This window comes from Acinetobacter sp. C26M, assembly GCF_023702675.1.
GTDB lineage: Bacteria > Pseudomonadota > Gammaproteobacteria > Pseudomonadales > Moraxellaceae > Acinetobacter.
On sequence record NZ_CP098478.1, the window covers coordinates 3,631,341 to 3,652,588 of the forward strand.

22 protein-coding genes and 1 riboswitch are annotated in these 21,248 nt (G+C 41.3%); of the genes, 8 read left to right on the forward strand and 14 right to left on the reverse strand.

Annotated features, from left to right (window positions below):
• Positions 1 to 173: 173 nt before the first annotated feature.
• From NDN11_RS16715 to NDN11_RS16745, 7 genes are all read right to left on the reverse strand, one after another.
• Positions 174 to 611, reverse strand: coding sequence for an acyl-CoA thioesterase (locus NDN11_RS16715; RefSeq protein WP_251110266.1), 438 nt, complete (start codon positions 609 to 611; stop codon positions 174 to 176).
• Between the two features lie 8 nt (positions 612 to 619).
• Positions 620 to 1,813 (reverse strand): heme biosynthesis protein HemY, encoded by a 1,194-nt coding sequence (locus tag NDN11_RS16720; protein WP_167250246.1) that lies wholly within the window; start codon positions 1,811 to 1,813, stop codon positions 620 to 622.
• Positions 1,814 to 1,819: 6 nt separating this feature from the next.
• Positions 1,820 to 2,647: a hypothetical protein gene (locus NDN11_RS16725; protein WP_251110267.1), complete on the reverse strand. Its 828-nt coding sequence runs from the start codon at positions 2,645 to 2,647 to the stop codon at positions 1,820 to 1,822.
• A complete protein-coding gene (locus tag NDN11_RS16730) occupies positions 2,644 to 3,420 on the reverse strand; it encodes a uroporphyrinogen-III synthase (RefSeq protein ID WP_251110268.1) in 777 nt (258 codons plus the stop codon). Before NDN11_RS16730 ends, NDN11_RS16725 begins: the two co-directional genes overlap by 4 nt.
• Positions 3,420 to 4,337 carry a hydroxymethylbilane synthase gene (gene hemC, locus NDN11_RS16735; RefSeq protein ID WP_167250582.1) on the reverse strand — a complete coding sequence of 306 codons (918 nt, stop codon included), beginning with the start codon at positions 4,335 to 4,337 and terminating at the stop codon, positions 3,420 to 3,422. Before hemC ends, NDN11_RS16730 begins: the two co-directional genes overlap by 1 nt.
• A gap of 111 nt (positions 4,338 to 4,448) precedes the next feature.
• Positions 4,449 to 5,189 (reverse strand): LytR/AlgR family response regulator transcription factor, encoded by a 741-nt coding sequence (locus tag NDN11_RS16740; protein WP_167250240.1) that lies wholly within the window; start codon positions 5,187 to 5,189, stop codon positions 4,449 to 4,451.
• Positions 5,190 to 5,246: 57 nt separating this feature from the next.
• Complete coding sequence (locus NDN11_RS16745) at positions 5,247 to 6,389, reverse strand: sensor histidine kinase (protein WP_167250238.1); 1,143 nt, start codon at positions 6,387 to 6,389, stop codon at positions 5,247 to 5,249.
• Between NDN11_RS16745 and argH the strand changes: the two genes are divergently transcribed.
• Positions 6,380 to 7,810 (forward strand): argininosuccinate lyase, encoded by a 1,431-nt coding sequence (gene argH, locus NDN11_RS16750; RefSeq protein ID WP_251110269.1) that lies wholly within the window; start codon positions 6,380 to 6,382, stop codon positions 7,808 to 7,810. The two genes, NDN11_RS16745 and argH, sit on opposite strands and share 10 nt — an antisense overlap.
• A gap of 49 nt (positions 7,811 to 7,859) precedes the next feature.
• Complete coding sequence (locus NDN11_RS16755) at positions 7,860 to 8,132, forward strand: oxidative damage protection protein (RefSeq protein ID WP_167250234.1); 273 nt, start codon at positions 7,860 to 7,862, stop codon at positions 8,130 to 8,132.
• A 297-nt stretch (positions 8,133 to 8,429) separates the two neighbouring features.
• On the opposite strand, the gene phoU is transcribed toward NDN11_RS16755, so the two are convergent.
• A complete protein-coding gene (phoU, locus tag NDN11_RS16760) occupies positions 8,430 to 9,152 on the reverse strand; it encodes a phosphate signaling complex protein PhoU (protein ID WP_004802187.1) in 723 nt (240 codons plus the stop codon).
• Positions 9,153 to 9,297: 145 nt separating this feature from the next.
• A riboswitch (TPP riboswitch) is annotated at positions 9,298 to 9,418 on the forward strand.
• Positions 9,419 to 9,507: 89 nt separating this feature from the next.
• Here phoU and thiC point away from each other — a divergent pair.
• From thiC to gluQRS, 5 genes are all read left to right on the forward strand, one after another.
• Entirely contained in the window at positions 9,508 to 11,403 is a 1,896-nt protein-coding gene (gene thiC / locus NDN11_RS16765; protein ID WP_167250232.1) for a phosphomethylpyrimidine synthase ThiC, read from the forward strand.
• 75 nt (positions 11,404 to 11,478) lie between these two features.
• Complete coding sequence (locus NDN11_RS16770; protein WP_167250229.1) at positions 11,479 to 12,090, forward strand: NUDIX domain-containing protein; 612 nt, start codon at positions 11,479 to 11,481, stop codon at positions 12,088 to 12,090.
• Positions 12,091 to 12,112: 22 nt separating this feature from the next.
• A complete protein-coding gene (gene cpdA, locus NDN11_RS16775) occupies positions 12,113 to 12,928 on the forward strand; it encodes a 3',5'-cyclic-AMP phosphodiesterase (protein WP_167250227.1) in 816 nt (271 codons plus the stop codon).
• Positions 12,929 to 13,117: 189 nt separating this feature from the next.
• Positions 13,118 to 13,648 carry an RNA polymerase-binding protein DksA gene (gene dksA, locus NDN11_RS16780; protein ID WP_004656335.1) on the forward strand — a complete coding sequence of 177 codons (531 nt, stop codon included), beginning with the start codon at positions 13,118 to 13,120 and terminating at the stop codon, positions 13,646 to 13,648.
• Positions 13,649 to 13,779: 131 nt separating this feature from the next.
• Positions 13,780 to 14,643, forward strand: a complete 864-nt coding sequence (gluQRS, locus tag NDN11_RS16785) for a tRNA glutamyl-Q(34) synthetase GluQRS (protein ID WP_251110270.1) — start codon at positions 13,780 to 13,782, stop codon at positions 14,641 to 14,643.
• Between the two features lie 49 nt (positions 14,644 to 14,692).
• On the opposite strand, the gene ftsW is transcribed toward gluQRS, so the two are convergent.
• The 6 genes from ftsW to NDN11_RS16815 form a co-directional block, all read right to left on the reverse strand.
• A complete protein-coding gene (ftsW, locus tag NDN11_RS16790) occupies positions 14,693 to 15,886 on the reverse strand; it encodes a putative lipid II flippase FtsW (protein ID WP_005291305.1) in 1,194 nt (397 codons plus the stop codon).
• Positions 15,887 to 15,896: 10 nt separating this feature from the next.
• Positions 15,897 to 17,255: a UDP-N-acetylmuramoyl-L-alanine--D-glutamate ligase gene (murD, locus tag NDN11_RS16795; RefSeq protein WP_251110271.1), complete on the reverse strand. Its 1,359-nt coding sequence runs from the start codon at positions 17,253 to 17,255 to the stop codon at positions 15,897 to 15,899.
• Between the two features lie 114 nt (positions 17,256 to 17,369).
• On the reverse strand, positions 17,370 to 17,660 hold the full coding sequence (locus tag NDN11_RS16800; RefSeq protein WP_251110272.1) for a hypothetical protein: 291 nt from the start codon (positions 17,658 to 17,660) through the stop codon (positions 17,370 to 17,372).
• A gap of 46 nt (positions 17,661 to 17,706) precedes the next feature.
• Entirely contained in the window at positions 17,707 to 17,958 is a 252-nt protein-coding gene (locus NDN11_RS16805) for a DUF6587 family protein (protein WP_167250221.1), read from the reverse strand.
• A 54-nt stretch (positions 17,959 to 18,012) separates the two neighbouring features.
• On the reverse strand, positions 18,013 to 19,866 hold the full coding sequence (feoB, locus tag NDN11_RS16810) for a ferrous iron transporter B (protein ID WP_167250219.1): 1,854 nt from the start codon (positions 19,864 to 19,866) through the stop codon (positions 18,013 to 18,015).
• A complete protein-coding gene (locus tag NDN11_RS16815) occupies positions 19,863 to 20,123 on the reverse strand; it encodes a FeoA family protein (protein WP_004656347.1) in 261 nt (86 codons plus the stop codon). Before NDN11_RS16815 ends, feoB begins: the two co-directional genes overlap by 4 nt.
• 201 nt (positions 20,124 to 20,324) lie before the next feature.
• Here NDN11_RS16815 and xerD point away from each other — a divergent pair, with 201 nt between their 5' ends.
• Positions 20,325 to 21,245, forward strand: a complete 921-nt coding sequence (gene xerD / locus NDN11_RS16820) for a site-specific tyrosine recombinase XerD (RefSeq protein ID WP_251110273.1) — start codon at positions 20,325 to 20,327, stop codon at positions 21,243 to 21,245.
• Positions 21,246 to 21,248: the final 3 nt, after the last annotated feature.

Here is a 21,248-nt window from a genome sequence, read left to right on the forward strand (position 1 = left end):
ATCAACAATACGACTTATATTAATTTACTCTTAATTTTATCTAAAAAATTCTAATTTTATTGGGCTTATCATGGTTCAAACACACCAATCATTCAGAAATGATATGTTTGAACCTTATTATATAAATTTACTATGTAATTAAACAAAAATAGACATAATCGTCTTTATAATAATTAATGAGATATTAACGAGTGCCCTACACTTTGCTCTAGTTGAACTATCTTTTGCCTAATCGTATCTGGGATATTTAATTTCTTTGACGTTAGCTTATCAACGCAGACCATAACTGCCTCACCAGTCGCGACAACTTGATTCTGCGCTTCACTCCATAAGACATAATGCATACGAAAAGCACTATTTCTTAACTCTTCAATCCGCGCACCAATATGCAGCACATCAGGGTAAAATACTGGACTTAAATATTTGCATTGGCTTGATGCAACAACGGTCAATATATCCTGATCAAAGATATTCAATGCCATTAAATAAGCAATTCGTGCGCTTTCAATATAACGATAATACTGTACATTATTTACATGTCCAAAAGCATCCATATCCCCCCAGGCTATCGTTTGCTTATGTATTACCGGGTAGACAGAAAGTTCTTTCATACTTACACTCATATCTTAAAATTAAGAAAATTCACATCATTTTCAAATATTAAATTTAACTGTCTGATTAAATCAGAATTATCACCCAATGTTGCTTTAATCCTTAAATAACTCATTAAAATGTTATCTGGGTATAAAGTTAATAACTGCTCGGCGTCTTGCTGACGCTGCGTTGACACATAAATATGCCACTTTGCAAAGCTAAGCATTGGGACACTTGTATAACGCTGCTCCAGTTGAATAATACGCTGTTCAACATAAGCATAATCTGGAATCTGCTTGAGTAATTGCTGCTGAAACCACAGATAAAATACTTCGGGATCGAATTGATCCTGCAATAAATGCAGTGCCAAATCCTCATGCTGCAAACTCATTTCTGGCATTCGAGCCAGTAACTTCAACCAAAGCACTTTACTGCTATATGGACGCGTTTGAATCTCATCCTGCAAAACCAGATAACGTTGCTGCAATGCAGCAAGATCATCTACAGAAGCCTGATCAAATCGTATGAGTAGCTGTTGTAACCATAAATCACGGTGTTCCGCATCCAACAAACCATACTGAGTCGTTTGCAAGAATAACCAAGGTTCTTGTAACGCAAGTTTGCCCCAAAGTGCTGTAATCCGCTGCTGATACGCCGTTTCAATCTCAGTTAACCACGGAGACAACTGATGTTGAGCAAGAAACTCTAAATGGGTGAGCGCTTTCTGTGTTTCCTGCTGCTCAAGATAAATATCTATACGCTGCAATTCAGCCAGCTCAAATGCCATCGGTGCAGATTTTTCTAGACTCTGCAAAGCTGTCTCATAATCACCATTTTTATAATCAAATTGTGCATCAATAATATGATTGAGCAATCCTGATTGAGTATAAACACGCTCAATAAAAACTTGCTGATCTTTGGCTGCTTCCAACAACCAAACAATGCCAAGCTGCTCATAAGGATGCAGATCTTTAAAATGAAGAATCGTTTCTTTTTTTCGCTGCTCGCGGGCAAAAGACCGTTTACCGAATAACCAAGCAAATTGTGCCAATAAGCTGACCAAAATAAATAGCCCGATTAGCCCTAAAACACCACTTTGGAATTGCCAATCTCGCCAATAGATATAGACATAGCCATTTCCATAGCCATAACTCAATACAGCAAACAGTGCAAATAACACCAGACTTGCAAGCACATAAATCAACAGTAACCGTTTCATAAAGCTTTACCCCAACAAACCAAGTGTGGTTAGTTTCGGTGTTGGTACTGCGGGTAAATTTAAGATTTTCTCTAAACGCAATTTCATTTGCTGGCTATTTTGATCTGGTAATTCAGCAACTAGTTGCATCACCTCTAGAATCGATTTTCGATATTCTGTCAGTTGCCCTTGTTTTAAGGCTTGAGAAGCGAGTAACAAACGCAATTGTGCTTCTTTCAAGGTAATATTACGGTTCATCAAATCTGGTGAGTTGCGCTGTACTTTTTCTAATTTAAACCACTGCCACCACGACGCTGCTTCATTGTTTGTCATGCTAACTTTCGGATTTCGGATTTCTTGTTGAATCTTCTGATCTAATTGCTGCAACAAATTATCCAGTTGCTGCTGTTGCTGTGTCTGGCTCAAAACATATTGCTGAATAATTTGTTTATCCTGCTCAATCGACTTAACCAAACTATGTTGTAAGGCAGGAGATACAGCATATTGCACAACATGCTGCTGCACTTGGTTGAGTTGATCTAGCGCGTAGATAAACTGCTGTTGATCTAATGCAAATTGTACCAATTGCATTTGCTGTTTAATCAAAATAACGGGAGCAATGCCTGTTAGCGTCGTCGGAATAGCAACACTATCCGTAGGTTCTACAGGGCTGGTATTTTGCAACTGACGTTGTACAGCAACAAATTGATCATTCAATAAAGCATAACGTTGCTCAGTTTGGTCTAACTGTTGTTGTAACTGCGGTACAGTCTGAGAATATTGTGCAACATCATAACTGAGTTTAGCCAACCACAATAAACTCAATCCTAATATTAGATAACCAATTTTTCTCATACATGTCCTTGCCAGTCACTCATACGATGAATGATCTCTGATGCAGATAAATTTTCAAGCTGAATAATGTTAAATCCTTGCCCCATCTGCCGCTGAGCACGTTCCAAAACTTGAACTAAACGTGCACCCAAAACTAAATAAATCCAATCAGCAGCACAGGCATGCTGACTGCAGAGTTGTTGCCAATGATTCCAGCTCGCCTCACTACTAATCAACACAGCAACAGGCTGATTTAAACCTATTTTTTTTACAATTTCAGGAAATGCAATAAAACTCTGCGTTGGACACTGACGATGATAGAGTACAAAATTTAGAATTTCGACGCCCTGTTGCTGCAATTGCTGCATCATAAACTGTCGGCCGCCCAAACCACGCCAGAACGCTATTTTGGTTAGGTCTTTCTGTTGTTTTAAACTTGGAAGTTCTAACACGCCCTCTGAAGTTTCCACCTCAGGTACCACACTTACTATTTTAAATTCAGCTAAAGCCTTTGCTGTAGCTTGTCCCACAGCGACCCATTGAATATGTTTAAGCTGATCTAGTTGCAATCCCGCTTGCTGCAAATAACGTATTCCAATGTCAACGGCAGTCGGGCTAACCACCACGATTACTTGAGTCTCAACCAAGGCTAAGTAAAGTTGTTGCAAAGCTTCAGAAAAAGGCTCTGCAACTAACTCAAGCAAAGGTAATGCTTCAACCTGATAACCCACCTCATTCAATGCTTGAGTTAAAACAGAAGCACGGTCATCAGGACGTGTATTAATAAACAGCATTAATACAACGCTTTGAGCAATTCACCTGCACCTTGCGCCAGCAATCGCTGAGCGAGCTGTTCACCAAGTTGCTCAGCATCGACTGTTGCACCAACCAATTGCTCTTTCAACAAGGTGTTGCCATCTACACTGCCAACACGTCCTTCAATGTGTAATTGATCGTTGGCTAAGGTTGCATAACCTGCAATTGGAACCTGACAACCACCTTCAAGATAGGCATTAAAAGCACGTTCTGCTCGTACACAGATCGAAGTTTCTTCGTGTTGTAATGGCTGAATCAACTCTAATAATGCAACATCATCCGTACGACATTCCAAACCGAGTGCACCTTGACCCACCGCAGGTAAACTCACAACTGGTGTTAAGCAATGACGAATCCGATCTGCCAGACCTAAACGTTTTAAACCAGCACTGGCTAAGATAATCGCATCATACAAGCCATCATCCAGCTTAGATAACCGCGTTCCGACATTACCGCGCAAATCGATAATCTCTAAATCAGGGCGTAGCTGTAAAATTTGACACTTACGGCGTAGGCTAGATGTTCCTACTTTTGCGCCTTGTGGCAACTCATCAAAATGCGAGTACTGGTTTGAGACAAACGCATCCAAAGGATCTTCACGTTCACAGATCACAGCTAAGCTTAAGCCTTCAGGCAAATGCATCGGTACATCTTTCATTGAATGTACAGCCAAATCTGCACGACCATCCAGTAATGCAGCTTCCAATTCTTTTACGAATAAACCTTTGCCACCAATTTTTGCTAACGGTGTATCTAAAATCTTATCGCCTTGGGTGACAAACTTAACCAATTCAACCGTTAAATCTGGATAAAGCACATTTAAACGAGAACGAATATGTTCCGCCTGCCAAAGAGCAAGAGGGCTTTGTCGAGTCGCAATTTTTAAGGTTTTCATAAATTCAAGGTAAGTATTGATCAAAGCAATTGTTCCAAACTTAACTTGATCACCTGAAATTGCAAGTAAAAAATCATAAAGTGATCAATCATTCAGCTGAAAAGCTGGGTTTTATAATTGATGCATGCACTCTCTTAAACTTGGTAGATGACGACGGCTAACTGACAATCGCTCCTCCAACTCACGCAAACGCACCTGATACTGACCAGCAGCCACCAACTCTAAACCTTCAAGATAGTCTAACGAGACCAAGGCATTACGATGGATCCGGATAAAACGATCTGCAAATTCTAACTCCAAGTCTTTTAAGGTTTCGTCAATCAACACACTGCCATTTTTATGGCGAACGGTGACATATTTCTGATCTGCTAAAAAATAATAAACATTCTCTAGTGGAATCAGTTCTACTCCGCGATAAGTTTTCGCAGCAATTTGATGGCGTTGTGTTTTGGTATCGTACATATCGTCTTGTTGTTTTAAACCAGTCATTTGTGCTTGTGTAAGATGGGTTAAATGATTAAACACCTGCTGTAAATCTTGTTGTGCAACAGGTTTAAGTAAATATCCTTGTGCTTGAAATTTAAATGCTTCCAATGCATGTTGATCATATGCCGTACAAAAAATAATCGCAGGACGAGGATGGAGCTGGCTAAGTTGTTCAGCACATTCCAAACCATTCATCCCTGGCATTTGAATATCTAGTAAAACGACATCAGGTGAGTCGTTTTCAATATGATTTAACACATCCTGACCATGATGCGCCGTCGCAATGACTTCGTGCCCCATTTGGGTCACTAAACGTGACAAACGCTCTACTGCGAGAGGCTCATCATCAGCAATCAGAACTCTCATCCTCTTCTCCTTGTCACCGTTAACTTCATCCATATTTTTTATGGTTAACTTGACTTATTATTTTACTCGATAGTGGTAGCTCACCACCGTCGTATATAACGACGTTCCCCCATAAATCTGAAACTTAACCGTTTGCCCATAATAAGCTTTCAGGCGCTGCTTCACATTGTCTATCGCAATACCATTTCCCTTTCTCGATTTTATTGTATCGTGAGAATAAGGGTTAGTAATGACTATACTGACTTGATTTTGCAATATTTCAACCAATACACTAACGGTCGAAGGCTGCAAAACTTTTTCCACCCCATGAAAAATACTATTCTCAAGCAAAGGTTGCAACGTTAATAACGGAATCGTCACTCGTTTTAATTCAATTGGTGTCGCCTGTATCTTCCATTCTACATTCAAACGCGCACCTAAACGCATCTTTTCTATACTTAAATATTGCTGACATAAGTCAATTTCCTCAGCTAAGCTGACTAGCTTCAGTTCTTGAAAACTCGCTCGAAATAAACGCGACAGATTAATCAACATATTTTCAGCTTTTTCAGGGTCAATCGCAATTAAGCTCACCACACTATTCATACTATTAAATAAGAAATGAGGATGTATCCGCGCTTGCATGGCCTGAATCCGCGCATTCAGTTCACTATATTGCTGATTCATCCATTGCTCACGCATATATAAGTAACGCAAGCAGAAAGCACCTAACAAAACACCATAGCCTAAATGCAGACTGGTTCCGTGAAATAAAATCTCCTCTGAAAATGAGCCTGACCGTGCAGCCCAAAATTGAATCATATTGATCGCACATGTCGTAAAAAGCACAATCAGTTGTAGCAGTACAAAACCCATTATCAAGGCAACTTTCTGACTAAACTTAGCAAAAAATTCCTTAAAATAATCAACTAGTGTTGCGAAAGACAAAATCACCCAATTAATAAACACCATATATTGCAGAACACGAAAGCCCTCTAAGGCTTGCCATGAGCGCGCTTCAGCCAAAGCCAACACCATCGCCAAGACATTACTTGCAACAATTAATTCCAATAAGTATTGCCATTGCCCAATTTTCGTAAAAAAATAGGAGCCCGATAGATTCCCCTGACGAGTTTGCGATAACTTCTTACGTCGAGTTTCAGCAACTGCGTTTGGATTTGCTATACTCTTTTTTATTTTGCTGAGCCGCCATGACCACATCTTCTCAATCCTCTTCTTCAGCCAGCCCAAATCAAACCTCTGGAATGTGGGGCGGTCGCTTCTCTGAAGCAACAGATGCTTTTGTTGCAGAATTTACCGCATCTGTGCAATTTGACCAACGTTTTTATAAACAAGATATTGCAGGCTCAATTGCACATGCAACCATGCTCGCCAAAGTAGGTGTACTCACTGAGGCTGAACGTGATGACATCATTCAAGGTTTGAGCACCATTCAAGCTGAAATTGAAGCAGGTAACTTTGAATGGCGTATTGATTTAGAAGACGTACATATGAACATTGAGTCTCGTTTGACTCAACGTATCGGCATTACCGGAAAAAAATTACATACAGGCCGTAGTCGTAACGATCAAGTTGCAACTGACATCCGCTTATATTTGCGTGATGAAATTGATGACATCTTAGGTTTACTATTACGCTTACAAAAAGGCTTACTCGGTCTAGCAAGTAAAAATACCAACACAATTATGCCAGGTTTCACGCACCTACAAACAGCTCAGCCCGTGACCTTTGGTCATCACTTGTTAGCATGGTTTGAAATGCTCGTCCGTGATACAGAGCGTCTACAGGACTGTCGTAAACGTGTGAATCGTATGCCACTCGGCTCAGCAGCTTTAGCTGGAACAACTTACCCGATTGACCGTGCGTATACCGCAGAATTGCTAGGTTTTGAAGCTGTTTCAGAAAATTCGTTAGATGCTGTTTCTGATCGTGACTTTGCTATTGAATTTAATGCAGCTGCATCCCTCATCATGATGCATTTATCGCGGATGTCTGAAGAACTTATTTTATGGACTTCTGCACAATTCAAGTTCGTGAATATTCCAGATCGCTTCTGCACAGGCTCTTCAATTATGCCGCAGAAGAAAAACCCAGATGTACCTGAACTGGTGCGTGGTAAATCAGGTCGTGTTTTTGGTGACTTAATTAGCCTATTGACCTTAATGAAAGGCCAACCATTGGCATATAACAAAGACAACCAAGAAGACAAAGAACCATTATTTGATGCGATTGATACCGTTCGTGGTTCATTGATGGCATTTGCTGATATGGTTCCAGCTTTAGTCCCAAATATCGAAATTATGCGTGAAGCAGCTTTACGTGGTTTCTCAACCGCAACCGACCTCGCAGACTACCTTGTGAAAAAAGGCGTTGCGTTCCGTGATGCACATGAAATTGTAGGTAAAGCCGTAGCTTTAGGTGTAGCAGAAGAAAAAGATTTATCTGAGCTCACACTTGAACAACTACAACAATTTTCTGATCTAATCACAGCAGATGTATTTGATAAAGCATTGACACTAGAAGCCTCTGTCAATGCACGTGATCACATTGGTGGTACGTCTCCAAAACAGGTTGAAGCTGCGATTGCGCGTGCCCACACTCGCCTAGAACAGTTATATTAATTTCCCTATATCCCTCTTTATCAAAGAGGGACTTTTATTGGATAGCATAATGACTAGACAAGTACTCTGCCGTAAATATAAACAAGAGCTTGAAGGTTTGGACTTTGCTCCATTCCCTGGCCCGAAAGGTCAAGAACTCTTTGAAACAGTTTCAAAACAGGCATGGCAGGAATGGTTAAAACATCAAACGACATTGATCAATGAAAAACGTTTGAATGTATTTGAACCTGATGCAAAAAAGTTTCTTGAAGAACAACGTGAAAAATTCTTCAATAACGATGAAAGCGTAGAAAAAGCTGAAGGCTGGACTGAAGAAAAATAAGCAGTATTGCCTAACTTTGCCTTAAAAAGAGAGCTGTTTTCAGCTCTCTTTTTACGTGATATTTACATAAGTAATAAAGGATTACAGAGTATACACAGTTGTCTACATGACATAATTCAGCACCGCCCTTATAGTTGTATTCAGAAGGACAAAGAGATACGTTGATATCTCACGTAACGCATGATATTTCTCTCCCAGACTTTTCCCCCGAAGTCTGGGATTTTTTTATTTATAACTCTTGAAAATTAAAAAGCCGCCCAAGTTTGAGCGGCTCAATATTATTTTATTTTTACGCTATTATTTTTGATGTACTTTCTGTTCAATTTCTTCAATGCTGGTATGACGTACATCTGTACCTTTCGCCATATAAATGACTTGTTCTGAAATATTACGCGCGTGATCACCGATGCGCTCTAATGAACGTAATACCCACATCACATTAATCACACGTGAGATATGACGAGGATCTTCAATCATATACGTCATTAAAGTACGTGTTGCCGACTGATATTCACGGTCAATATCCACATCCGCCATCACGACCTTCAAGGCTTGCTCTACATCTAAACGTGCAAAAGCATCCAATGCGTCATGAATCATGACACGTACTTGATTACCAATATGACGTGTTTCCATATAACCACGAGGAGACTCACCTTCTTCACAGAGGTTTTGAGCGATACGTGCAATTTTTGCAGCTTCATCCCCAATACGCTCTAAATCAGTATTGGCTTTACTCATCGCAATTACCATACGCAAATCGATTGCTGCTGGATGACGACGCGCGAGAATCAGAGTTAAGCCTTCATCAATATCACGTTCGAATTGATTCACGGCATTGTCTTTAAACTGCACATCAATGGCTAAGTTAGCATCTGTGTCTAATAAAGCATGAATTGAGTTAGCAACTTGTTGCTCCACTAATCCACCCATAGTCATAAACTTGGTATGCACATCTTGCAAGTCTTCATTAAATTGTGAAGAAATATGATGACTTAACACAGGATTGCTTGGGCTCACAGTATGCCTCCACTAGACACATGGAAAAATGATTGGTGATTAAAACATAGAAATGATGAAACTTTTATGACAATAGCACGGATTCAGTCTTGTTGATTGGTGTGAATTGATACAACAAAAATAAAAAAATCTGTTAGGCTAAATGCCTAGCTTGACGGAGCGCAGTTAACAAACTGCTGAGATTATCTTAATTACTCAATTTAAAGATAAGTACCGTTGAACCTGATCAGGTTAACACCTGCGTAGGAATCAAGCCCAACAAAAACTTCGCCTCAGTTTATCTCATTCAAGAGATGAATCCGCCATCGTTTTTGCTCGTGCTTGATTCGTTAATGCCATACATAAGGATCATGCCATGAACCAATTAACGAATCTTTCCCCTGCTGATATTTCTGCTCAACATGAGCAAGACGCTAAAGATTTAACCCGTATTTTACCTGCATCGAAAAAAGTCTATGTAGAAGGTTCTCGCCCCGATATCCAAGTACCCTTCCGCGAGATTAGCTTAACTGAAACCCCAACAGGTCTAGGTGGCGAGCATAATCCACCTGTTATGGTGTATGACACTTCTGGTGTATATACCGATCCAAATGTACAAATCGACTTAAACAAAGGCTTACCTTTAGTTCGTCAAGCATGGATTGAAGAACGCCAAGATACCGATGTCTTGAATGGCTTAAGCTCAGAGTTTGGTCAAGCCCGTTTAAAAGACATCCGCACTGCTGAAATCCGTTTTGCCCATATTCAAAACCCACGTCGCGCACAAATCGGAAAAAATGTCACACAAATGCATTATGCCCAGCAAGGTATTATTACGCCTGAAATGGAATATATTGCCATCCGTGAAAATCAACGCCAACGTGAAAATGTTGACATGCGTCAACATGCAGGTCAAAACTTTGGCGCACAAAACCTAAGAGAAATTACCCCTGAGTTTGTACGTCAAGAAGTTGCCGCAGGTCGCGCCATTATTCCTGCCAACATTAACCATCCTGAATGCGAACCCATGATTATTGGTCGCAATTTCTTAGTCAAGATTAATGCCAATATCGGCAACTCTGCGCTCGGCTCATCGATTGATGAAGAAGTCGCGAAGATGACCTGGGCAACCCGTTGGGGTGCAGACACCATCATGGATTTATCGACGGGTAAAAATATCCATGAAACCCGTGAATGGATTATCCGCAACTCGCCTGTTCCAATCGGAACTGTTCCGATCTATCAAGCACTCGAAAAAGTCGATGGTGTAGCTGAAGACCTAACATGGGAAATTTTTAAAGACACGCTGATTGAGCAGGCTGAACAAGGCGTAGATTATTTCACCATCCACGCTGGGGTATTACTGCGCTACGTACCAATGACGGCAAATCGCCTTACTGGGATTGTCTCTCGCGGTGGTTCAATCATGGCACAATGGTGTTTAGCCCATCATGAAGAAAACTTCTTATATACACATTTTGATGAAATCTGCGAAATCATGAAGGCCTATGACGTGTCATTCAGTTTGGGTGATGGCTTACGTCCTGGTTGTATTCAAGATGCCAATGATGAAGCGCAGTTTAGTGAGCTAAAAACCTTGGGTGAATTGACGCATCGTGCTTGGGAACATGATGTACAAGTCATGATTGAAGGCCCAGGGCATGTGCCAATGCATATGATTAAAGAAAACATGGATCTTCAACTCGAAGTCTGTAAAGAAGCACCTTTCTACACTCTTGGCCCACTCACTACAGACATCGCACCGGGTTATGACCATATTACCTCTGCGATTGGTGCTGCGATGATTGGTTGGTATGGCACAGCCATGCTCTGCTATGTCACCCCGAAAGAGCATTTGGGTTTACCCAACAAAAAAGATGTTAAAGACGGCATCATTACCTACAAGATTGCAGCACATGCAGCAGACTTAGCCAAAGGCCATCCAGGTGCGCAAGTTCGTGACAATGCCTTATCCAAAGCACGTTTTGAGTTTCGTTGGGACGATCAGTTTAATTTGAGCTTAGATCCTGATACTGCACGTAGCATGCATGATGAGACACTTCCGAAAGATGCGCATAAGTCGGCACACTTCTGTTCAATGTGTGGGCCAAAATTTTGTTCGATGAAAATCACCCAGAATGTGCGAGATTATGCGCAAAATCAACACAATGCCAAGCAGTCAAATGATGCAGAAACAGAAGTTGAAGCAGGTCTCAATGCAATGAAAACCGCTTATCAGGAACATGGTCAAAAATTGTACCACAAGGTGTAAATCAGCTAAAAAAAGATTTTCCTGCGAATCATTCTCGGTTAGGATGAGATATGTACAATCTCATCCTGATGGAAGATGACTATTCTTGACCACGCCAGCTACTCAGCAACCGACGTTACGATAGAATCTCGAGAGCCCTTGTTTCGAGGGTTCATTCAAGTTGAGAAAGTGAGCTTAAAACATCGGTTATTTCACCGAGCTGATTTTTCACCTTTAATTCAACGTGAATTGGTTCATCGTCCAGAAGCCGCTGGCGTTTTACTATATAATGATCAACAACAACGCTTTGCACTGATTGAACAATTCCGTGTAGGTGCATTGAATGATCCAGTTTCGCCATGGCAACTCGAAGTCATTGCGGGGGTACTCGATGGAGATGAATCTCCAGAAAACTGTATTCGCCGTGAAAGCCTAGAGGAATCCGGCTGTGAGATCACAACATTAAAACATTTATTTAGCTTCTACCCTTCTGCTGGCGCATGTTCTGAATTTTTTCATTTATATGTAGCAGAAGTTGATTTGCCAAAGGACGGGGGCATTTTTGGGATGCCAGATGAAGGTGAAAATATCCAACTTCATCTATTTAATTATTCCGCATTAGAAGCATTATTAAATAACGGGCGGTTGAGAAACGCACCTGTAATCATGGCATTGCAGTGGCTGTCTCGACATATACAACAAAGATAAAAATCTGAAGGGGCTAAAGACGGTGACTTTCCAAGTCTCATCATTATCGCAACAAGATTTTGTGATGATACAGATTACTGATACACATTTATTAGAGTATCCACATTTAGAATTTGTCGGAATGCAACCCGAACAAAGTTTTCATGCTGTAATCGACTTGATGCGCCAGCAACATCCTCATATTGACCTTATTGTGCACACGGGTGATTTGGCTCAATCGCCTACACCTTTGACATATAAACGCTATGTACAACATATGCAAAGCTTGGGAATTCCTTTTTTCCATACGCCAGGCAATCATGATGATGTGGCGCATTTTCCATTTCATGAAACGGATCCAACCCAGCCAACTGTAATTGAGTTGGGGCAATGGTGCATCATTTTACTAAATAGCGCGCAACCAAAACGCATTGATGGAAAAATTGCCGATGCACAATTACAGCAACTCACCCAATTACTCACTCAACGACATGATCGTCATGTGATTATTGCGTGTCACCACCATCCTTTTGCTATGCAATCGGCGTGGATTGACCAGCATAAACTTAAAAACACATCAGACCTGTTGCAAACGATTCAACCTTTTTCCAATGTCAAAGCGATTGTCTGCGGTCATGTACATCAAGATTCTATCAATACATGGCAAGGTGTTGAATTTTTATCTACTCCTTCAACATGTATCCAGTTCAAACCAAGAAGTGACAAATTTGCGCTCGATGAAGAACATCCGGGTTATCGCTATATCCGTCTTAAAGCGAATGGTGAACTAGAAACTCAGGTCTATCGTTTACCCACATCACAACGGATGAGTAGTTCTGAAGTTTTAGGATATGACTAAACTTTTGATTACAAATTACATTGTCAATTTCAGACAAAATCTGGACGGGAATGACTACCATCTTGCTCAAAAACTCTATATGATGTCGACCCTTGATGGAAAAAACCATCTCTAGTTTCTATAAAAACACTTGCATATCACCATATTTTTTGCGTATAGATAGTACGTGTAAGATGAGGAATGCCCTATATGGCGAATGACAACCAAAATCAAGTCTTGGACGAACCGACAGAAGTGATTGATGATCTGAAATCGGCGAAACGTGTACGTAAAACCAAACCGAAGGCTTCAGAAGGTGGTACAACTGCTAGTCTGTTTGGAATTGCGCCTTATCAGCCGAAGAAAAATGAAGAATACATGTCTGAAGGACAACTTGAGCATTTCCGCCAAATTTTAAATGCATGGAAAGCTGAGTTAATGTCTGAAGTTGATCGTACTTTAAATACGATGCAAGACGAATCTAGCGCACTTCCTGACGTCAATGACCGCGCGACGCAAGAAGAAGAATTTGCGATTGAATTACGTACACGTGACCGTGAACGCAAACTCATTCGTAAAATCGAACAATCGATTGAAGCCATTCAAAATGAAGACTACGGTTTCTGCGAAACGTGTGGTATCGAGATTGGCTTACGTCGCTTAGAAGCTCGTCCAACGGCGACACTCTGTATCGATTGCAAAACTTTGGCTGAAATCAAAGAAAAGCAAAATAACGGTTAATAATCCCTCCCAACCTCCCTTTAAAAAGGGAGGAGTACTGAGAATTTAGAAACTTATAATATTCGAGTACTCCCCTCCTTTATAAAGGAGGGGTCTGGGGAGGATTAAAAACACACGACCATTTAATCTTTATGTCTTATATAGGACGATTTGCGCCATCACCAACTGGTCCATTGCATTTTGGCTCCCTGCTCACCGCAGTTGCGAGTTATTGCGATGCTAAGACCAATCAAGGCAAATGGCTAGTTCGGATTGAAGATACCGATATCCCTCGTATCTATCCCCACAGTGAAACTCACATCCTCTCTTGCATTGATGCCTTTCAATTTGAACCAGATGCAGATATTATTTTTCAAAAAAATCGTTTCGATATCTACGAACAGGTGCTTGAGCAACTCAAGCAATCACAATCGATTTACGCCTGCCAATGTACCCGCAAAATGTTGGGTTCCAATCATATCTATGCTGGAACCTGCCGCGATTTAAATCTGGATTTTGCCAATCAAGCCATCCGTTTAAAAGTCACAGATCAATTGATTTGTTTTGAAGACCGTTTACAAGGCCGACAATGTTCTAACTTACAACATGATCTCGGTGACTTTGTCTTAAAACGTCGCGATGGCATTATCAGTTATCAATTGGCTGTGGTGGTAGATGATTATCTGCAAGGTATCACTCATGTGGTACGCGGTGCGGATTTACTCGACAATACAGCAAGACAAATATGGTTAGGTTCTTTACTTGGGTATCCAAGTTTAAGCTATATGCACCTTCCTCTTGCTATGAACGATCAAGGGCAGAAACTTTCCAAGCAAAATCTGGCTCAAGCATTGGATATCAACAAAGCACCAGAGCTACTGCGGCAAGCCATTTTAGCCTTAGGGCAACCCCAAGTTGAACTGGATCAACCGCATATCATGCTGAAACAAGCCGTACAACAATGGGATGTAAGCTCTATCCCTTTTGGCGTGCATTTGACGGGAACTTTTCAATAAGTCATAAAAAAGCCCTGAATATAGTCAGGGCTTTTTAATCTAAACCAATTTAGAAATTCGATTCTTCTTTTAGTGGGTTCAACTCTTGTGTCGATGCATCAATCTTTAAAATCAAACTAATCATCGCAGCACACATCATCAACGATGTACCACCATAGCTAATAAACGGTAAAGTCAAACCTTTGGTTGGCATTAAGCCCATATTCATGCCTGCATTTACCAGAATCTGCATCAGAAAAATAATGCTAATTCCATAGGCTAAATAACCTGCACGCAAATAGTTGTGTTGTAAAGCACGATGACCAATTCGAATACAGCAAGCCAGCATGGTAAATGACAATATCATCACGATTGAAACGCCAAAGAAACCAAATTCCTCACCTAAAACAGCCAACATAAAGTCCGTATGTGCTTCCGGTAAGTAAGAGAGCTTCTGTACACTATGCCCCAAGCCCGTACCAAACCACTCACCTCGGCCAAAAGCCATCAAGGCATTCGAGAGCTGATAACCCACACCCAATGGATCTGCCCAAGGATTCGTAAACGAAATCAAACGCTGGAAACGGAATGGCTCGAAGATAATCAGCGCACTAACACCCGCAAAAATCGCACCCAGCATGATCAGGAACTGGGTCGCTGGCGCACCTGCCAAGAAGAACACGCCAACCATCATTAATACGATAACGACAGTTGCACCCAAGTCAGGCTCAGCAACAATGAAACCAACCGTTAAAGCCATCACACCACTTAAACGCAATAAGCCTTTCCAGTGGGTACGAACTTCTTTGGCACGACGCACCACATAGTCAGCAGTAAAAATTGCCATCACAATCTTGGCAATTTCGGTTGGCTGCAAAGTGAAACCACCAACCTTAATCCAGCGATGCGCACCATTCACTTCGGAACCGACCACCAATACTGCCAAGAGCAGAACAATGGTAATCAGCCATAGAGGAAATGCATTTTTAAACCAGAGATTCAATGAAACCCGATAGGTTAAAAATGCCACCACCGCAGCAACCACAATCGAAATACCATGGCGAATTAGGAAGTAAAATGGGCTTTCATGAATATATTCAGCATACGGCATAGATGCAGATGCCACCATAATTGAGCCGAAACATAGCAGCGAAATTACAGAAAAAATCAGGATATTTCGTGCCGTCATTTCTGCGGGTAGCTTGGGTAAACGATTCAGCAATTGCGAAATCTTCTGCACCGTATTTTGGGCTAAATCAGCCATAGTTTTGTTCCTAGTTCTTCTTTTTGCTCAAGGTATTTACACATGCTACGAATTGATGTCCACGATCATTGTAACTTTTAAACATATCGAAGCTAGCACAAGCGGGTGAAAGTAGTACTACATCTTCAGCCTGAGTATGCTTCTGTGCGAATTCCACCGCTTCTTTCAAACTCTGTGCATGTTGAATTGCCGTCGTACCTTGAATTGCCTGCTCAATCACGGCAGCATCCTCACCAATCAAAATCACCGTTTTCACATATTTCTGAATCGCATCACGTAATGGCTTAAAGTCCTGACCTTTGCCTTGACCACCGAGAATCAAAGCCAACTTACCTTTGTTGACTTCAATTGCAGCCCCCAAGCCATCAATTGCAGCCAGCGTCGCGCCAACATTGGTGCCTTTAGAATCATTGTAATAGCGTACACCGTCAATCATTTCGACGTATTCACAACGATGTTCCAAGCCTTTAAAATGCTTTAAGGTCTCTAGCATAGATGCAGTTGGCAAACCAATCGCCTCACCCAAAGCTAAACACGCCAAAGCATTGGCAACATTGTGCATGCCTTGAATATACATCTCAGAGGTTTTAAGTAGGCGTTCACGACCACGTGCTAACCACATAGTCCCATCTGCATCACGTAGCACACCATATTGATTCAAATCAGGAGCATTTAAGCCAAAGCTTTGCATCGGGGTAACATCTGGTACCAATGGGCGACTAAGATTGTCATCACGGTTATACACCACTTTTTTCACGCCTTGGAAAATACGATGTTTAGCTTTGTGATAACCCAACATATCACCATGACGATCAAGATGATCTTCACTCATGTTTAACACCACAGCAACTTCTGCATTCAGATGTGACGTGGTTTCAAGCTGAAAGCTCGAGAGTTCAAGAATCAGCAGCTCGGGTTTATCTTTTAATAAATCCAACGCGGGACGTCCAAGATTGCCACCAACAGCAACTTTTTTGCCCGCATCTTGTGCCATTAAGCCGATCAAAGTCGTGACTGTGCTTTTTGCATTTGAGCCTGTAATCGCAACAATGGGAACTTCGGTAGCACGGCGTAGTAATTGGATATCACCAACAACTGGGATGCCCTTTTCAAACGCTTGCTGGATTTCTGGTAATTGCGGTGCAAGTCCTGGACTAAGAATAATTTCTTCTGCTTGTAACAGTAGCTCTGTATCTAATTGACCAAAACTGGTACGCACAGCTGAAGGAATTTGATCATGACCTGGTGGAGTCGCTCGAGAGTCTGTTACTGCAACTTGGTAGCCTTGTTCATGTAGAAAGTTGACTGCTGATACACCCGAAATGCCCAAGCCAGCCACAACTTTTAATCCACCACGTTGTATTAACATTTTTGCCCCATTTTTTGCAGATTACAGAATGGCAAAAATGTTAGCACTTTACTGTTTTAAATGCTTTTTCAGTTTTGGTTTTATTCAATCTTTTTTGTGTCAGTGCGTAAAAGCTTAATCAGGCATAGCACAGCTGATCAACAATAAAATTAAGCACACACATCCCAGCCAATCTACAGATTTAAATACATAGTGCTTGGATTTAAGCTCTATCAATTCGGGTCTTAACCATAGATAAATCAAAATGGAACATGAAAGTAGCCATGAAACAGTTTCTTTATACATATTCAGATTTTTTGACAAAGCAGAGAGATAAAGCAAGGTCATCAACAGCATAAAGCCTGATAAAATCAATTTATGTTTTAAGCTTAGTGATCTCTTCTCGCTCATATCCGTCTGATTCATTTTTTTGTTCCAAAAAATTACCCATCTTAAGATGGGCAATTTTGTTTTACCGCCATTTGACCGTTTGAATAGGTTCCGCTTTTTTGTTCTCCGCTTCATCCGTAGAACAGCCACAGCCACCACCACAACCGACAGCCATTTTCGGCTTTAACCATACTGCCAAGCGTTGCCAACCTAAACGTTGACAAAGATCGGACAGACTCAGAAATGCTGAACTCGCTGTTTGAGGGAATACCTTCTTAAAGACCACAACAGTACTCCACAGCACCAATACAGCAACAATCAAGTACTCAAACATAAGCGCCTCTCCAATAATTACCTCCCTTTTTAAAGGGAGGCGAGGTGGGATTTCTTAACCCCAAATGCTTGATGCAATTTGGTAAGTTAAGAAAGACATTAAATACGCCAAACCAAATAAATACGCAGTCATCACAGCAACATGTTTCCATGAACCTGTCTCACGGCGTACTGTTGCTAAGGTTGCCAAACAATGCGGTGCATAGATGAACCATACCAACAATGATAAACCTGTTGCCAATGACCAACCTGTACCATCCGCACTAATTAAATGAGAAAGACCCTGTGAGATCGCATCATCATCAGCACCAGATAAAGCATAGACCGTACCCAAAGCCGCAACTACAACTTCACGCGCTGCCATTGCAGGAATAAGCGCAACCACAATCTGCCAATTAAAACCAACAGGTGCAAAAATCGGTTGTAGCAAGTGCCCTAACATCCCAGCAAAGCTGTAATCAATATCAGGTAAGGTTGCCCCTTCTGGTGCTTGTGGGAACGTACATAAGAACCAGAGCAAAATCGACAGGGCAAAGATAATGCCACCGACACGTTTTAAGAAGATTTTACCGCGATCTAGCAAGCCAATCCCGACACTTTTCAGATCTGGAATACGGTAACTTGGTAATTCAAGCAAAAGTGCATGTTGTGATTTATCTTTTTGCAAAAATTTCATCACGATCGCCACACAGAGTGCACTCACAATCCCTGACATGTATAGACCGAATAAAACCAGACCCTGTAGATTGAAAATGCCCCAGACCGTTTGACTTGGAATAAAGGCAGCAATCAACAGTGCATAAACGGGTAACCGCGCAGAACAGGTCATCAATGGCGCGACCATAATCGTGGTAAAACGATCACGCGGATCGCTGATACTACGGGTTGCCATGATCCCCGGTACCGCACAAGCAAAACTTGATAGTAGTGGAATAAAAGCGCGACCACTTAAACCTGCTTTAAACATCAACTTATCAAGCAAGAATGCGGCACGAGGTAAATAACCTGATTCTTCTAAAACTAAAATAAAGAAGAATAAAATTAAAATCTGTGGCAAGAACACAACCACACTACCTGCACCTGCAATAATCCCGTCCACGACTAAACTATGCAGTAAAGGTTGCGAGATATACTCTCCGAGCTTCTCACCAAACCATGCAAAGAAGGTTTCGATGCCATCCATAAATGGAGCAGCCCAAGCAAATACTGCTTGGAATACAATAAACATCATGACCGCAAGGCTAAGCAAACCGAGCACTGGATGTAAGAAAATTTTATCGAGAAAGTCAGTACGCTTATCTTCTTGATCGACGAAATTCACCACATCATTGAAAATAACTTCAATTTTCTGATGATGATCGCCTTTCAATCCACTCAGTTCAGTTTGTGGAACTGTATATTTACCTTGATCCAGCGCATGCAATAAATTCTCAATACCTGAATTACGGACAGCAACTGTTTCAACAACAGGCACTCCAAGACGCTCAGAAAGTTTTTGTGTATTGATCTGGATACCGCGACGACGCGCTTCATCCATCATATTTAATACCACAAGAATCGGGCGACCTAGCTCAATGACTTCCAACACCAAACCGAGATGCAATTTTAAGTTGGTTGCATCCACTACACACAGAAAAGCATCTTGCTGCCCTTCTTCCGCAATTTTGCCTTGGCAAACATCACGGGTGATTTCTTCGTCTGGACTGGTTGCTTGTAAACTATAAGTTCCTGGCAAATCCAAAACACGTACTGCTTTCCCAGAAGGAAGCTGAAAATGTCCAACCTTGCGTTCAACGGTTACACCCGCATAGTTCGCAACTTTTTGGCGTGTACCTGTTAAATGGTTGAATAAAGATGTCTTACCGCAGTTTGGATTTCCCACAAGGGCAACACGTAACGCATCACTCATGCAGGTGCTCCTTCAAGTTGAATTTCAATTTTATCCGCTTCAGCTTTTCGTAACGCAAAACGCGTAAAACCGAGCTGGATTAGAATCGGATCTCCACCAAAAATACCTTTGGTAATCACCTGTACTTGTGTACCTGGCACAAAGCCTAAACTTTCTAAACGAACTGCAACTAAATCTGGCTGTTCTGTCTCATCGACCACGCGATTTACTTTCGTAATCATCGCTGTTTGCTTGACTTTTAATGCTGACAATCGCACCGTCTCTAACCCTTCACCCTTTTTTTCTAGTATACAAGCAAATGAGAATAATTACCAAAACCAATCTCAGTGGCATTTGCTTCTGTGACAGATCGACAACAATTCATTTTTCTTTTACAGTGCAATTGAATCAAGAATAATTCAGGGTATCCCTCGCCCCAAAATACATCTATCACTTTTATAGAAATGCCTTAAGCCTATATGTTAAATAAAAAACCTCGTATTCCTGCTGCGGTTAACATTCCCGAACATTTGAGTTTTCTACAGGGTTTTCGGGATTATCTGGTTGCTCAAACCGTGAGCCCACATACGCGCAATGCGTATTTATCTGACCTGGTTCAATGTAGCGAATTACATCAAAATGCGACCTTACCGCAATGGTCGAGTGATGATATTGCCGATGTGCTAATCGCACTTACAAAAGCTGGGAAAAGCCCTCGTTCAATTGCACGCTGCCTATCAGCCTTAAGACAATTTTATAAATTTTTAAGAGAGCAAAAGTTACGGGATGATAATCCTGTTGCTAGCCATCATTCCCCTAAAATTGGCCGAGCATTACCCAAAGACTTATCAGAACAAGATGTTGAAGCATTGATCAATGCACCAGATATTAATACAGCACTTGGACTACGTGATCGTGCCATGTTCGAGGTACTTTATGCCTGCGGTTTACGCGTTTCCGAGTTACTTAATTTACGTTTAGAACTGATCAACCTAAAGCAAGGTTTTGTACGGATTACGGGTAAAGGCAATAAAGAGCGCCTTGTTCCTCTCGGACAATTTGCCTGTGACTGGATTGAGAAATACTTGGCAGAATCACGTCCACAACTCTACAAGAGCAGCACCGACTATTTATTCCTTACACAACACGGTGGCATTATGAGTCGGCAAAATTTTTGGTATGCGATCAAACGCTATGCACTACAAGCCAGTATTCAAGCTGAGCTATCACCGCATACCTTACGCCATGCTTTCGCAACCCATTTACTTAATCATGGTGCAGATTTACGCGTGGTACAAATGCTGCTTGGTCACAGTGACCTTTCCACCACACAAATTTATACCCATGTTGCACAACATCGTATGCAGGAATTGCATGGCAAATACCATCCACGAGGCTAAAAC